At 65.6% G+C, this 13185-nt stretch carries 19 protein-coding genes; 10 read left to right on the top strand and 9 right to left on the bottom strand.

The window, feature by feature from the left end; genetic code table 11:
* Positions 1 to 264: 264 nt before the first annotated feature.
* From LQ953_RS11225 to LQ953_RS11205, 5 genes are all read right to left on the bottom strand, one after another.
* Positions 265 to 804, bottom strand: coding sequence for a hypothetical protein (locus tag LQ953_RS11225; RefSeq protein ID WP_231030988.1), 540 nt, complete (start codon positions 802 to 804; stop codon positions 265 to 267).
* A gap of 39 nt (positions 805 to 843) precedes the next feature.
* The gene (locus LQ953_RS11220; protein WP_231030987.1) at positions 844 to 1224 is read right to left on the bottom strand and encodes a hypothetical protein; all 381 of its coding nucleotides are present in this window, start codon (positions 1222 to 1224) and stop codon (positions 844 to 846) included.
* Between the two features lie 121 nt (positions 1225 to 1345).
* Positions 1346 to 1813 carry a RidA family protein gene (locus tag LQ953_RS11215; RefSeq protein WP_231030986.1) on the bottom strand — a complete coding sequence of 156 codons (468 nt, stop codon included), beginning with the start codon at positions 1811 to 1813 and terminating at the stop codon, positions 1346 to 1348.
* Positions 1810 to 2457: an HAD family hydrolase gene (locus LQ953_RS11210; RefSeq protein WP_231030985.1), complete on the bottom strand. Its 648-nt coding sequence runs from the start codon at positions 2455 to 2457 to the stop codon at positions 1810 to 1812. The genes LQ953_RS11215 and LQ953_RS11210 overlap by 4 nt, the downstream gene beginning before the upstream one ends.
* A complete protein-coding gene (locus tag LQ953_RS11205; protein ID WP_231030984.1) occupies positions 2454 to 2720 on the bottom strand; it encodes a DUF3572 family protein in 267 nt (88 codons plus the stop codon). Before LQ953_RS11205 ends, LQ953_RS11210 begins: the two co-directional genes overlap by 4 nt.
* 37 nt (positions 2721 to 2757) lie before the next feature.
* Here LQ953_RS11205 and LQ953_RS11200 point away from each other — a divergent pair, with 37 nt between their 5' ends.
* Positions 2758 to 3171: a response regulator gene (locus LQ953_RS11200; RefSeq protein WP_231030983.1), complete on the top strand. Its 414-nt coding sequence runs from the start codon at positions 2758 to 2760 to the stop codon at positions 3169 to 3171.
* 15 nt (positions 3172 to 3186) lie between these two features.
* On the opposite strand, the gene rpmG is transcribed toward LQ953_RS11200, so the two are convergent.
* A complete protein-coding gene (gene rpmG, locus LQ953_RS11195) occupies positions 3187 to 3354 on the bottom strand; it encodes a 50S ribosomal protein L33 (protein WP_184086322.1) in 168 nt (55 codons plus the stop codon).
* Positions 3355 to 3673: 319 nt separating this feature from the next.
* Here rpmG and LQ953_RS11190 point away from each other — a divergent pair, with 319 nt between their 5' ends.
* The 3 genes from LQ953_RS11190 (at position 3674) to LQ953_RS11180 (ending at position 6514) form a co-directional block, all read left to right on the top strand.
* Positions 3674 to 4237 (top strand): TMEM165/GDT1 family protein, encoded by a 564-nt coding sequence (locus tag LQ953_RS11190; RefSeq protein ID WP_231030982.1) that lies wholly within the window; start codon positions 3674 to 3676, stop codon positions 4235 to 4237.
* 104 nt (positions 4238 to 4341) lie between these two features.
* Positions 4342 to 4836, top strand: a complete 495-nt coding sequence (locus tag LQ953_RS11185) for a Dps family protein (RefSeq protein ID WP_231030981.1) — start codon at positions 4342 to 4344, stop codon at positions 4834 to 4836.
* 82 nt (positions 4837 to 4918) lie between these two features.
* Positions 4919 to 6514, top strand: a complete 1596-nt coding sequence (locus tag LQ953_RS11180) for a cisplatin damage response ATP-dependent DNA ligase (RefSeq protein WP_231030980.1) — start codon at positions 4919 to 4921, stop codon at positions 6512 to 6514.
* 8 nt (positions 6515 to 6522) lie between these two features.
* On the opposite strand, the gene LQ953_RS16230 is transcribed toward LQ953_RS11180, so the two are convergent.
* The 3 genes from LQ953_RS16230 to LQ953_RS16365 all read right to left on the bottom strand — a co-directional run bounded on the left by LQ953_RS16230 (position 6523) and on the right by LQ953_RS16365 (position 8211).
* Positions 6523 to 6705 (bottom strand): hypothetical protein, encoded by a 183-nt coding sequence (locus LQ953_RS16230; RefSeq protein WP_330999418.1) that lies wholly within the window; start codon positions 6703 to 6705, stop codon positions 6523 to 6525.
* Positions 6627 to 7169, bottom strand: coding sequence for an isochorismatase family protein (locus LQ953_RS11175; protein WP_330999417.1), 543 nt, complete (start codon positions 7167 to 7169; stop codon positions 6627 to 6629). The genes LQ953_RS16230 and LQ953_RS11175 overlap by 79 nt, the downstream gene beginning before the upstream one ends.
* A gap of 217 nt (positions 7170 to 7386) precedes the next feature.
* Positions 7387 to 8211, bottom strand: a complete 825-nt coding sequence (locus LQ953_RS16365; protein WP_330999416.1) for a cold-shock protein — start codon at positions 8209 to 8211, stop codon at positions 7387 to 7389.
* Positions 8212 to 8486: 275 nt separating this feature from the next.
* Here LQ953_RS16365 and LQ953_RS11160 point away from each other — a divergent pair, with 275 nt between their 5' ends.
* The 6 genes from LQ953_RS11160 (at position 8487) to LQ953_RS11135 (ending at position 13140) form a co-directional block, all read left to right on the top strand.
* A complete protein-coding gene (locus LQ953_RS11160) occupies positions 8487 to 9107 on the top strand; it encodes a ribonuclease D (protein WP_231030979.1) in 621 nt (206 codons plus the stop codon).
* On the top strand, positions 9100 to 9744 hold the full coding sequence (gene lptC / locus LQ953_RS11155) for an LPS export ABC transporter periplasmic protein LptC (protein WP_231030978.1): 645 nt from the start codon (positions 9100 to 9102) through the stop codon (positions 9742 to 9744). Before LQ953_RS11160 ends, lptC begins: the two co-directional genes overlap by 8 nt.
* Positions 9744 to 10307, top strand: coding sequence for an LptA/OstA family protein (locus tag LQ953_RS11150; RefSeq protein ID WP_231030977.1), 564 nt, complete (start codon positions 9744 to 9746; stop codon positions 10305 to 10307). Before lptC ends, LQ953_RS11150 begins: the two co-directional genes overlap by 1 nt.
* A 114-nt stretch (positions 10308 to 10421) precedes the next feature.
* A complete protein-coding gene (gene lptB / locus LQ953_RS11145; RefSeq protein WP_231030976.1) occupies positions 10422 to 11198 on the top strand; it encodes an LPS export ABC transporter ATP-binding protein in 777 nt (258 codons plus the stop codon).
* Between the two features lie 3 nt (positions 11199 to 11201).
* Complete coding sequence (gene rpoN, locus LQ953_RS11140; protein ID WP_231030975.1) at positions 11202 to 12716, top strand: RNA polymerase factor sigma-54; 1515 nt, start codon at positions 11202 to 11204, stop codon at positions 12714 to 12716.
* 25 nt (positions 12717 to 12741) lie between these two features.
* Entirely contained in the window at positions 12742 to 13140 is a 399-nt protein-coding gene (locus LQ953_RS11135) for a hypothetical protein (protein WP_231030974.1), read from the top strand.
* Positions 13141 to 13185: the final 45 nt, after the last annotated feature.

The raw sequence follows: 13185 nt of genomic DNA, 5'->3' as shown, positions 1-13185 counted from the left end.
AGACCATGCGGGCCGCTTCACCGGGATGCAGACGGCATCCGCCGTCCGCCACCCCCGCTTAGCGGCGCGTCTCCCGAACGAACTGAACCGACCTCACTGCTGAACCATGAGACATCGGATCACCTCCTTTCGCCAGTTGAAGAGCCTGTGCCTTGCGACACTTGAGGAGTGTGAATCACCCCGGCACGCAGAACAAGCCTTGTTTTGAATTTCTTTCTGCGCGAGCCTCAGAGGTCTGGGCCCTATGCCGGACAAGCGCGCGGATCAGCGCCGGCAATCCTCCGCCACGCGCAGGATCTCGGGCCAGGCCGGCACCACCAGCGGCGGCTGCCCCGCCACCTCCACAATGAACCGCCCCCGGCTGAAGCCCATCGCGTCGAGCAGCCCGTCGCGCGCGCCGAGACTCGCGCTCGACTGCCCGTCAGCGCCCCTCGTCAGCGGCAGCGCGCGCACACTCGAGCTGGTCCGGACCGTAGCGGACCCAGCGCCCACACGTCCGAGCGACAGGGTGATCCGGCCCGCGCCAGCATCGCAGCGCAGGCTGAGCGCAGGCGCAGCGCCCGCAGCCCCGAACCCAGCCACGCTCCCACTCCCCTCGCGCCGATAGGTCCAGGTGCCGGGCGACAGCGCCCAATCACGCCAGTCCGCCGAAGGCGTGGGCCGCGGCGCGGGTGGCGGTGGCGGCGCCCGGGTGGGCATCGGCACCGGCGGCGCAGCCTCGGGTGCGGGCTCGCTCGGGGCGACGCAACCCGCCAGCGCGAGCAGCGCGGCGGAGGTCAGGCTTTGCAGGAAAACAGAACGCATGCCCCGCTTATGCGGAAAGCCGGGCCATGCCTCAACCGCTCAGGCGGCGCGCCGTGCCGGCACTCGGTCGGCATGCGGGTAGCAGGGCGATCCCGCGCCCGTCATGCGATCGGCGATCGACGCCAGCACCGCCTGCGTCGCGCGACCGAACGCGGCCCAATCGCCCGTGATCCGGCTTACCGGCCAGTCGAGGATGTAGCCGTGGAATTGCTTGGCCAGCATGCCGTCCTCCTGGCGCAAACGCGCATCGCGGACGCGGCGGTCTTCCTGCGCCAGATAGTCGGACAACGCGCGCGCCATGCGCCAGCGCATGCCTGCCACGCTCGCGCTGTCCGGCGCCTGGGCGGCAACGACACGCAACAATGCGCCGGCCTGCGTCTCCAGTTCGCGATGTTCGGCGCCGCGCGTGTCGATGAGCATGAAGTGCCTCCCGTTCGCGGCTTTTCTACGAAGTGCCCGCACGCTTAGGGAGTAAGTAGATTCCATAGCCCGGGATGAACCCTAGTCCGCACCACGCCCGGCGCGTCCGGCCCAGCTCAGCTCAGCTACGGATCTGCACCACCGCGTCGATTTCCACCGCCGCACCCAGCGGCAGCACCGGCACGCCCACGGCGCTACGGGCGTGGCGCCCTGCTTCGCCGAACAGTTCCTGCATCAGCTCGGACGCGCCGTTCGCCACCTTGGGCTGGTCGGTAAAGCTGGCGGCCGAATTCACGAACACGCCCAGCTTCACGATCCGCTCGACCCGCGACAGGTCGCCGCCCAGCGCCTTCTTGATCTGCGCGACCACCATCAGTCCGCAGCGCTGCGCCGCCTCCTGGCCGTATGCCAAGTCGCGATCCTCGCCCAACCGCCCGGTCATCAACTCGCCATCCTTGAACGGCAACTGCCCGGACAGGTGCAGCATGCCCCCAGCCTCTACGGCCGGGACATAGGCAGCCACCGGTGCGGCGGCTTCGGGAAGTGAAAGGCCGAGCTCGGCCAGCTTTGCGTCGATGGCAGCAGTCATGCCGAAGCTGAACCACTCGCTGCGGCGCCGGTCAACCCTTGCGCAAAGCGCGCCTCGATCCAGGCCTGCGCCTCCTGCCAATCGTCGATCCGGGCATGGGCATGGCGCGCCGGCGCGATGTGCGGCGCCATGTCGGGCTCGGACACCATGTGCAGCCGGTGCACCTGCGGCACGGTGCGCGCGACCGATTCGTGATGCTGGGCCAGATCGTCGACGAACACGGTGACCGGATTGCCGAACTCGGCCACCAGCCGCGCTACCGCGGGCCCCTTGGGCCCCTGGTTGCACTCGACGCGATAGGCGATGTCATGCTCGTCCAACTGGGCGATGCGGTGCGGCCGGCAATGGTCGCGCAAATTGGTGAGCACGACGATATCTGCCCGCTCCGCGATCGCAGCCAGCGCCTCGCGCGCATGCGGCACCAGCGTCTGGCGCGCCATCTCGTCGGGGAAGAAGCCGTCGAGCAGCTCCCACATGCGCGGCGTCGCGACGACGCTGCCATCGGCCCGGTGGCGCATGGCATTCTCGAACCCGCCCAGCGCCAGCGACAATTCGATATCATGCGCTTCGTCCAGCCAGGTGCCGAAATGCCGCACCATGTGCAGCAGCACTTCGTCGCAATCGGTAATCAGAAGGGGTTTCATGCGCGCTCCAGCACCGCACGAGCGGCGACGAGTTCGGCCGGGCTGGCGTCGATCGCCTCGGCACAAGCGATCAGGTCCGGCTCATAGGATTCAAGAAAACCGATCGCGGCGGCCAGCAGCGCCGGCTCGCCCAGCCGCGCGCGCAATTCGTCGGGGGTAAGGCCGGTCAGGTCGAGCAGCCGATTCGCCCTCGCCGAATCGCCCAGCGTCCAGATCAGCGCCTGCAACGCCAGCGCATCGGCATTTGTCTCCGCGGGCGCCATCGCCTAACAGGTCCTTGTAATCATTACGGGTGTCGGCGTGGCAAAAAGGGTGCTCGTTGTCGAGGACAACGAACTCAATCTGAAACTCTTCTGCGATCTGCTGCGGGCGCATCGCTTCGTAGTCGAGCCGGTGAAGGACGGGCGCGAGGCCGTGGCTAAGACGCGCGAATTCGGCCCCGATCTGGTCGTCATGGACATTCAGATGCCACACGTGACCGGATTGGAGCTGATTCGCGAGATGAAGCGGGACGGCGAACTGCGCGCGATCCCGATCATGGCGGTGACCGCCTATGCCGGACGCGAGGACGAGGAACGCATCCGCGCCGCTGGCGCGAATGCCTATGTTTCCAAGCCGATCTCGCTGGCGCGCTTCATGGAAGAAGTCCGCGCACTGGTGCCCGGAAGCACCGAAGAGCAAGAGGAAGACGAAGCAGGCGATACGGGGGAGTGAATCCCCCGCTGGCGCTTACTTGATCTTGGCTTCCTTGAACTCGACATGCTTGCGCACGACGGGATCATACTTGCGGAAGTTCAGCTTCTCGGTCTGCGTGCGCGGATTCTTTTTGGTGACGTAGAAGAAACCCGTGTCCGCCGAGCTGACGAGCTTGATCTTGACAGTGGTCGGCTTGGCCATGACCCGAAACCCTTGATTGCAAAAATGGAAAAGCGGCGCGCGTCTACGCACCGCTAACAGGTGCGGGCGGATGGGCCACGCGCGAGCAAAAGTCAAGCCAAAGCCCTCTCCCGCCTACGGGAGAGAGAGAGAACATTGATCCTCCCCCGGAGGGGGAGGGGGACCGCCAAAGGCGGTGGAGGGGTAGTCACCACAAGCGACGGACAACGTGAAGAACCCCGCCCTCTACAGACAGCCGCGCCAAAGCCCTCTCCCGCAGGCGGGAGAGGGAGAACACCACCCGCTATCCCCCCGCCCCCCAATCCTCTACCACCTCCCGATGGAAGCGTTCGTCCCGGCCTTTCTGCTGGCGCTGCTCAGCCAGATCGGCGATCGGCCGCCGCTGCTCGCCGCCATCCTTGTGGATCGCTACCGTCGGCCCATCACCATCCTGTTCGCCGCCTTTGCCGCCCACGCGGCGGGCAACGCGATCGCCGCAGCGCTAGGCGGCACCCTCACCGCCACGCTCACCCCAGAGGCGAAATCACTGCTGCTGGCGGTGGCGCTCCTCTTTGCGGGCGTCACCGGGCTCTGGACCTCGCGGCTCCCCAGCCGCCTCGACCGCTGGCGCCTGGGCGCGTTCGCCACCTCCGTCGCCGGACTCTTCATCCTCGCCCTTGGCGAGCGGACCCAGTTCCTGACCTTCGCGCTATCAACCGGCGGCGCACCCTGGTTCGCCGCGATCGGCGCCACCCTGGGCGCGACCATCGTCAGCGCGGCTGCGCTCAGTCTGGACGAAACCCGCTGGTCCGCGCTGCCGCTGCGCCAGCTGCGCCTCGCCATCGCCGCGCTGTTCCTCCTTGCCGGCACCGTCATCGGCCTGGGAGCCCTTCGGCTCTTCTGACGTTGGCAGCTTCGATCAGGATCATGGCAAAAGCCATGGCTTGAAGCGGAGCCGATCCCATATTGGCTTCGTCGAGGATCCGAAACCAATCCGGGAGACCCATCATGACCGACACGCAGGCGCTGCAGACGCCCACCGACCTCAACCGCAACGACACGCGCAGCGTGGCCGATGCGCTCAACAGCGCGCTGGCCGATTGCTACACGCTCTACCTCAAGACCAAGAACTTTCACTGGCACGTCTCGGGGCCGCATTTCCGCGATTATCACCTGATGCTCGACGAACAGGCCGCGCAGATCCTGGGCGTAACCGACGACATTGCCGAGCGCGTGCGCAAGACCGGCAACACCACGCTGCGCTCGATCGGCGACATCGCGCGCCGCCAGACGATCACCGACAATGACGCCGATTTCGTCTCCGCCGGCGACATGCTCGCCGAGCTGCGCGACGACAATCTCAAGCTGGTCGAGAGCTTCCGCATCGTGAAGGCCGCAGCCGAAGAAGCAAACGACAACGCGACCAGCGGCGTGGTCGACGAATGGACCGACCAGGCCGAAGAGCGCGCCTGGTTCCTGTTCGAGGCCAGCCGCAAGGGCTGATGCTGGAACAACCGCAAGGGGCTGCGCGTCGGCCCCTTGCGGACGCCCTCCCGGCGCCGCGTACACGAACCAAGATGGTGCGATGCGCGCTTTTGCAGACCTGCTCGACCGGCTGATCTACACACGATCGCGCAACGCCAAGCTTCGCCTGATCGGCGACTATCTCCGCGCAACCCCTGATCCCGACCGTGGCTGGGCGCTGGCGGCGCTTACCGGCACGCTGGACCTGCCGGCAGTCAAACCCGCGCTGATTCGCGCGCTGATCCAGGAACGCGTCGATCCGGTGCTGTTCGGGCTCAGCCGCGATTTCGTCGGCGACACGGCCGAAACCGTCGCGCTGCTCTGGCCCGCGCCACAGAGTCCATTGGAACCCTCCGAGCCGCTTTCGCTGTCCGAAGTCATCGGGCGCCTGGGCAGCATCACGCGCTCCGATGCGCCCGCGGTGCTGGCCGAGATGCTCGACCGGCTCGATTCGGACGAACGCTATGCCTTGCTCAAGCTTGCCACCGGCGAGTTGCGCGTGGGCGTCTCCGCGCGTCTTGCCAAGACCGCGCTGGCCCAGGCGTTCGAACTGGACGTCGATGCGGTGGAGGAGGTCTGGCACGGCATTTCCCCGCCCTTCCTCCTGTTGTTCGATTGGGCGGAAGGCCGCGGCGCCCAGCCGACCGTGCTGGACGTGCCCGTGTTCCGCCCGTTCATGCTCGCCCATCCGCTGGAGGAAAGCGAGGTCAGCCTTCAGGACTATGCCGCCGAATGGAAATGGGACGGCATCCGCGTCCAGCTGGTCCATGTCGCGGGGCAAACCCGGCTTTTCAGCCGCGCTGGCGACGATATCACCCACAGTTTCCCCGAAATCGCGTCCGCTTTCACGCAATCGGGCGTGCTTGACGGCGAATTACTGGTGAAAGGCACGGCCCAGGGCACCACCATGGACGAGGGCGCAGGCGCCGCCAGCTTCAACGCCTTGCAGCAACGCCTTGGAAGAAAAGCAGTTTCTGCCAAGGCTCTACAAGAATACCCCGCCTTTGTCCGCGTCTACGACATACTATACAACGGCACCCAAGACGTCCGCGAATTCCCCTGGTCCACCCGAAGAAATCTCCTCGAAAACTTCGCTGAAATCTTAGATCCGGAACGATTTGACCTCTCAGCCTTGATCGAAGCCAAGGACTTCCGCGCCCTCGAGGAAGTCCGCGCCGAAGCGCGAAATGCGGCAATCGAAGGCGTCATGCTCAAGCGTCGCGACTCGCCCTATGTCGCTGGTCGTCGGGTGGGCCTCTGGTACAAATGGAAGCGCGATCCCCTTACCGCAGATTGCGTGCTGATGTACGCCCAGCGCGGCAACGGTCGCCGCAGCTCGTTCTATTCGGACTTCACCTTCGGCTGCTGGAACGCGGAGGGCGAGCTGCTGCCGGTGGGAAAGGCTTATTTCGGGTTCACCGACGAAGAGCTGAAATGGCTCGACCGCTATGTGCGCAATCACACGGTCAACCGGTTCGGCCCGGTGCGGGAGACGGACAAGACCCTGGTGCTCGAAGTCGCGTTCGATTCGATCCATTTGTCCAAGCGCCACAAGTCCGGGCTCGCCATGCGCTTTCCACGGGTAAGCCGCATCCGCACCGACAAGCCGGCACATGAAGCCGACACAATCGAGGGACTGACCAAGATCGTCACCTGACCCGCCGCTCAGCCCATCAGGGTCACGCCGGCTGCCGCGAACTGCGCCTCGGCCATAGTCGCGGTGGTGCCGCCGTCGGGGAGCGGCATGGCTATGGCGCGGCAATATTGCTTCAACACCACCGCTTCGAACCCTTCGCGCCGAGCGTCGAGTGCTGACCAGGCGACGCAGAAGTCATAGGCCAGCCCCACGAACAGGCAGCGCGTGACGCCCTTGTCGCGCAGAAAGCCGGCCAGACCGGTCCTGGTGACCTTGTCGTTCTCAAAAAGGCGGAATAGGAGTCGACGGCGGGATTATAGCCTTTGCGGACGATCAGCGTCGCCCGATCCAACGTCGGCGCGATCGCGGGATGGAACGTAGCGCCGGCCGAGCCCTGGATGCAGTGATCCGGCCACAGCACCTGATCGCCATAGGGCATGGCGATCGTGTCGAACGGCTCGAAGTCGGGATGGCTGCTGGCGAAGGAATGGTGGCCAGCGGGGTGCCAATCCTGGGTTACCGCTACGATCGGGAACGCCGGGGCGAGCATGTTGATGCCGGGCATCACTTCGTCACCGCCCGCGACTGCGAGCGCGCCGCCGGGGCAGAAGTCGATCTGCGGATCGATAACGATCAGGGCGTCGGTCGAGCGGGGCTGAAAGGCGGTGTCCGTCACAGGGCTTCTCCTGTTCGCATAATGAGGGGCCCGCAGTTGGCGACACTTTGCGGAGTGGATCTTCGACTGCAACGACGCTGCGACCGAGCCCCGCTCTTCGCCGGGGAACTACCGAGGGGGGGTGAATCGCCCGTAGCGCCGCACTTGCCCTAGGGTCGACAAAGAAAAAGGGCCCGGCGTTGCCGCCAGACCCCTGATCCGTTTGCTGCTGCTCGGCTTAGCTGCCGGGCTGCAGGTTCACCGCTGCGTGCTTGCCGCGACGATCGACTTCGAGTTCGAACTCGAGTCGGTCACCCTCGTTGAGAGTCGGCATGCCTGCCCGCTCCACTGCGGAGATGTGCACGAATGCGTCCGGCTGGCCATCGTCGCGCTGAATGAAGCCGAAGCCCTTCATCGCGTTGAAGAACTTGACCGTGCCGGTAGCACGCTCACCGGTCAGCTGACGCTGCGGGCCGCCACGGGTGCCGCCGGCATCGCCGCGCGGTGCGCCGCCGCCATTGTCCTCGACCGGCATCGGTTCGCCGTCGATCTTCAGCTCGGTTGCCGAGATACGGCCGCCGCGATCCACCAGGGTGAAGCCCAGGGGCTGACCCTCGGCCAGACCGGTCAGGCCTGCCTGCTCCACTGCGGAGATATGCACGAACACGTCCTCGCCGCCATCATCGCGAACGACGAAGCCGAAACCCTTCTGGCTGTTGAAGAACTTAACGACACCCGTCGCTTCGCCGACAACCTGGGGGGGCATGCCGCCACCGCCGCCGCCACGACCGCCGCCGAAGCCGCCACCGCCGCCGCTGCGACCGCCGCCGAAGCCGCCGCCACCACCGCCGCCGCGATAGCCACCACCGCCGCCGCCGAAGCCGCCGCCGCCGCCGAAGCCGCCACGATCGCCGCCGCCGAAGCCACCACCACCGAAGCCGCCGCGATCGCCGCCGAAGCTGCTGCCGCCGCCGAAGCCGCTGTCATCGCCGCCGCCGAAACCGTCGCGCTTGTCCCTGCCGCGTCCGCCGCGATCCCCACGGCGCCCTCTATCGAAACTCATGCCCTGCTCGTCTTCCCGGTTCGCCCACATCAAAACCAAAACCGAGCGTCGGACGAAAAACGCAGGTCTTCGCGGTCTCAGAAAGTACCGCCACGGGCCGTCATAACTGAAAATCAAACGAGGTGCGAACAAAATTCGTCGGGATTGCGGCAATTGCCCACCAGTGCAGGAAGATGCGCTCCACTGTGCGGTACCGACGCCTTGAAAAACCGGGTGCGGTGAGAGGCGCTATCAGCGGCATTGAGGTACGCGCGCAACCCGCCTATGCGCGCGGCATGGCTGTACATTTCCACGAAGAAGATCTGCCCGAGGGCGTGTTCGCTCCCGGCGCGTCGATCGCCGTCGACACCGAGACGATGGGCCTCATCACCATGCGCGACCGGCTGTGCGTCGTGCAGCTCTCGGACGGCTCGGGCGACGAGCACCTGGTGCGATTCGGCCCGCAGTCGAGCTATGACGCGCCCAATCTGCGCGCGGTGCTTGCCGATCCCGACCGGCTGAAGCTGTACCATTATGCCCGGTTCGATCTGGCAGCGATTCGCTTCTATCTGGGCGTCACCGCCGGCCCGGTGTTCTGCACCAAGATCGCGTCGCGGCTGGTCCGGACTTATACCGACCGGCATGGTCTGAAGGACCTCGTCCGCGACCTGCTGGGCCAGGAAATCTCCAAGCAGCAGCAGTCGTCGGACTGGGGCGGGCCCGTGCTTTCCGACGCGCAGAAGGACTATGCCGCTTCTGACGTGCGCTTTCTTCACGCGATGAAAGTGGAACTCGACACCCGTCTCGAACGTGAAGGACGCATGCCGCTCGCTCAAGCCTGTTTCGATTTCCTGCCCTGGCGCGCCGAGCTAGATCTGGCGGGCTGGCCGGAGGTCGACATCTTCGCGCATGCCTGATCTCGCCACTCGCCTCCCATCAAAAAAGCGCGGCTGGGCCCATCCGGGCAGCAGCCATGATCGCGCGGTCCGGCTGCTGCTAATCGCGTTGCCCGCGGCGATCGGCGTACTTGCGGCCTTTCTGGTGATCGCACCGCTGACGATGGGCGGCGAGATGAGCTTCCTGCTCGACAAGAACCGCGTGGATGTCGCCAAGGAGCGGCTGCGGATCGAGAGCGCGGACTATCGCGGCGTGGATACGAAGGGGCAGGCGTTCCGCCTGCATGCCGGCTCGGCAATCCAGCAAAGCTCGGCCAGGCCCGTGGTGGAACTGAACGACCTGCAGGCTGAGATAAAGCTGCCCGAAGGCCCGGCTTCGATTGTGGCGCCCAAGGGCAGCTATGACCTGAATACCGAGCAGGTCGCGGTGGACGGAGAGATCCGCTTCAAGACCTCTGACGGTTATGTGCTCAACACCCACAACGCGACGGTGGACCTGAAGACCCGCACCATGGAAAGCGGCGGCGCCGTGCGCGGCAATACCCCTATGGGCGTATTCAGCGGCAACAAGATGAGCGCCGACCTGGAGAAGCGTACCGTGACGCTCGATGGCAATGCGCGCTTGCGGATATTCCCCAAGCGCGCAAATAGGCGCTGATGACTCGCGCTCTAGCTCTACTGTCGATCGGCCTGCCGCTCGCGCTTGCCGCGTCCAGCGGCGCCGTTGCGCAGTCGCGCCACAATTCGGATGCGCCGATCGATGTCGCGTCGAACAGCATCGAACTGCAGGATCGTGCGAATCGCGCGCTGCTGACGGGAAACGTCCGCATCACGCAGGCCGAGATGACGCTGACCGCCGCGCGGGTGACGGTAAATTACACTGGCCAGATCACTGAAGGTTCGCCGCAGGTGTCTCGCCTCGACGCAGCAGGGGGCGTCACCGTAACGCGGCCGCAGCAGAGCGCGACCTCGCAATATGCGGTCTACGACTTGAACCGGCGGATCATCACAATGATCGGCAGGGTGACGCTGCGCCAGGGCGGCAACACCGTGACCGGCGGCCGTTTGTCGATCAACCTGGACACCGGGCGTGCGACCATCGACGGATCGGGCGTGGGCGGCGGTACCGCCGCGCCGGGCCAGCCGGGGATGCAGAGCAGCGGGGGCCGCGTCACCGGCCGCTTCTCGGTGCCCAAGCGTTCCGGAACGCCCCAGCAATAACCGGTTTTTGAGACCGCCCGCCGCACCGCCCCTTTCCTTCGGCACGATCTTTCCCCAGGTTCGTGCCAAGCGCATCGCCCCGGCACGCGTGAAAGGAAGAGCTGAGGACCTGCCATGAACGATGTCGCCACGATCGAGCCTTTGATAGCGGATCCGGTCTCGGTTCCTGGCGAAGGGCTGGCGGTGATCTCCATTGCGAAGTCCTATGACAAGCGCGTGGTGCTCACCGACGTATCGGTTTCCGTCGGTCGCGGCGAAGTGATCGGCCTGTTGGGGCCGAACGGCGCGGGCAAGACGACCTGCTTCTATTCGGTCATGGGACTGGTGAAGCCGGATTCTGGCCGCATCATGCTGGATGGCGAGGATATCACTCGGCTACCCATGTATCGCCGCGCGGTGCTGGGCCTGGGTTATCTGCCACAGGAAACCTCGATTTTCCGCGGCTTGAGCGTCGAGCAGAACATCATGGCGGTGCTGGAGCTGAGCGGCCGCAGCAAGGATGAGCGCCAGGCGCGGCTCGACCAGCTGCTCGACGAGTTCGGGCTGACTCGACTGCGCTCGTCGCCCTCCATGGCGTTGTCCGGCGGTGAGCGGCGGCGCGCCGAGATTGCCCGGGCCCTGGCCGCGGACCCGACCATCATGCTGCTGGACGAGCCGTTCGCCGGCATCGATCCGATCTCGATCTCCGACATTCGCGACCTGATCTGCGAGCTGAAGAAGCGCGGCATCGGCGTGCTGATCACCGATCACAATGTCCGCGAGACGCTGGAAATCGTTGATCGCGGCTACATCATCTATGATGGCCGGGTTCTTTTCGCGGGCTCGCCGGACGAACTCGTCAGGGACGAGAATGTCCGCCGCCTGTACTTGGGCGAGAGTTTCGAGCTCTAGACTATGAGCCTCGCGCCTCGCCTCGACCTGCGGCAGTCGCAATCGCTGGTGATGACGCCGCAGCTTCAGCAGGCGATCAAGCTGCTGGCGCTGTCCAACCTGGAAGTCGAGATATTCATCGCCGAGGAGCTGGAGAAAAACCCGCTGCTCGACACCCAAGGCGGCGGTCAGGATGCGCCCGATGCGTTGCCGCCTGAGGATCAGGGCGAGTGGGACACCCCGCGCGACGGGCCAGCGGATGCCAGCGAACTGCTGGCCAGCGGCGGCGAAGCGCTTGGGGAAGCAGCGCTCGACGTCGACTTGTCCGCCGAAACCTTTCATCACGACTCGGTAGCCGACAGCATGGGGGGGCTGGACGGCAGCCTGGGGCTGACCGGCAGTGGCGGCGGCATGTCGGAAGACGGCTCCGACTTCGACAACATGCCCGCGGGGGGCATGAGCCTGTGCGACCATCTGCTGGCGCAAGCAGGGGCGAGCGTGGCGGGACCCGACCTGTTCATCGCCGCGCAGATCATCGATCAGATCGACGAGTGCGGCTATCTGCAAGGCGCGTTGCTCGACATCGCCAGCCGGCTGGAAGTGCCGCTGGCGCGCGCCGAGGCGGTGCTGGCGATCATTCAGACCTTTGACCCCACTGGCGTTGGCGCACGCAGCCTGTCCGAATGCCTGGCACTCCAAGCCAAGGAAGCCGACCGCTACGATCCCTGCATGGCGCGGTTGATCGACAATCTCGACCTGGTCGCGCGCGGTGAGATGGCGCGGCTGAAGCGCATCTGCGATGTGGACGACGAGGATCTTGGCGACATGATCCGCGAGCTGCGCTCCTATGATCCCAAGCCCGGATGCCGCTTTGGTGGCGAGCCCAGCGCGTCGGTCACCCCCGATGTATTCGTGGCGCGGCGTGGGAGCGGCTGGGCGGTGGAGCTGAACAACGCCACCCTTCCCCGGCTGCTGGTCAACCGCAGCTACCATGCAGAGGTTTCGGCGGGCTCGCAGGACAAGGCAAGCAAGGCGTGGCTGACCGAATGCCTCGCCAGCGCCAATTGGCTGATCAAGGCGCTGGACCAGCGCCAGCGCACGATCGTGAAGGTCGCGAGCGAGATCGTGAAGCAGCAGGAAGCTTTCTTCTTGCGAGGAGTCGCGCATCTTCGCCCGCTGACGCTGCGCCAGGTGGCCGAGGCGATCGAGATGCACGAATCGACCGTCAGCCGGGTGACGTCGAACAAATATCTGAGCTGCGCGCGCGGGCTGTTCGAACTCAAATACTTCTTCACCAGCGCGATTGCTGCGGCCGATGGCGGCGAGGCCGTGTCGGCTGAAGCCGTGAAGAGCGCGATCCGCGCGTTGATCGCCGCCGAGGATCCCAAGAAGATCCTGTCCGACGACACCCTCGTTGAGCTGCTCAACGCGAAGGGCTTCGACATTGCGCGGCGTACCGTCGCCAAGTATCGTGAGGCAATGGGGATCGGCAGCTCCGTACAACGACGGAGGCAAAAGGCGCTCGCAGGCGCCGCCTGAGGCGCAACCGTTCTATAATGTGCAGGTGAGCGCGAACTTCTCTTTCCATGTCGAGCCCGAGCGGGATCTGGTCCGGATCACGATGGGAGGGCTGTTCGGCCCCGATGACATCCAAGGGTTCCTAGCCGCGCGGGTCTTAGCGCACGCCCAGCTAGTCTGCCCGCGCAACGCGCATCTGACGCTGACCGATCTGCGCGAGATGAAGATCCAGCCTCAGGAGATGGTCGGCGCCTTTCAGGGCGTGCTGGGCACGCCGGAATACCGGTCGCGCAAGCTTGCCTTCGTGATTGGCCGCACGCTCGCCCGCAGCCAGTTGCTGCGGGCACTGTCCGGGCGTGGTGCCTATTGCTTCGACACGTTTGCGGAGGCCGAAGCCTGGCTGTTCAGCGAAAGCGACGAAGCACCACTGCGCGTGGCAAGCTGAGCGCATTTCCGCGGAAGTTTAGAAAAGTTTAGGCGAAGTGCGCGT

It is taken from the genome of Sphingomonas sp. IC-56, assembly GCF_021043375.1.
Classification (GTDB): domain Bacteria; phylum Pseudomonadota; class Alphaproteobacteria; order Sphingomonadales; family Sphingomonadaceae; genus Sphingomonas.
The sequence above is the reverse complement of the archived record's forward strand: the minus strand, read 5'-3'. Positions and strand labels throughout refer to the sequence as shown.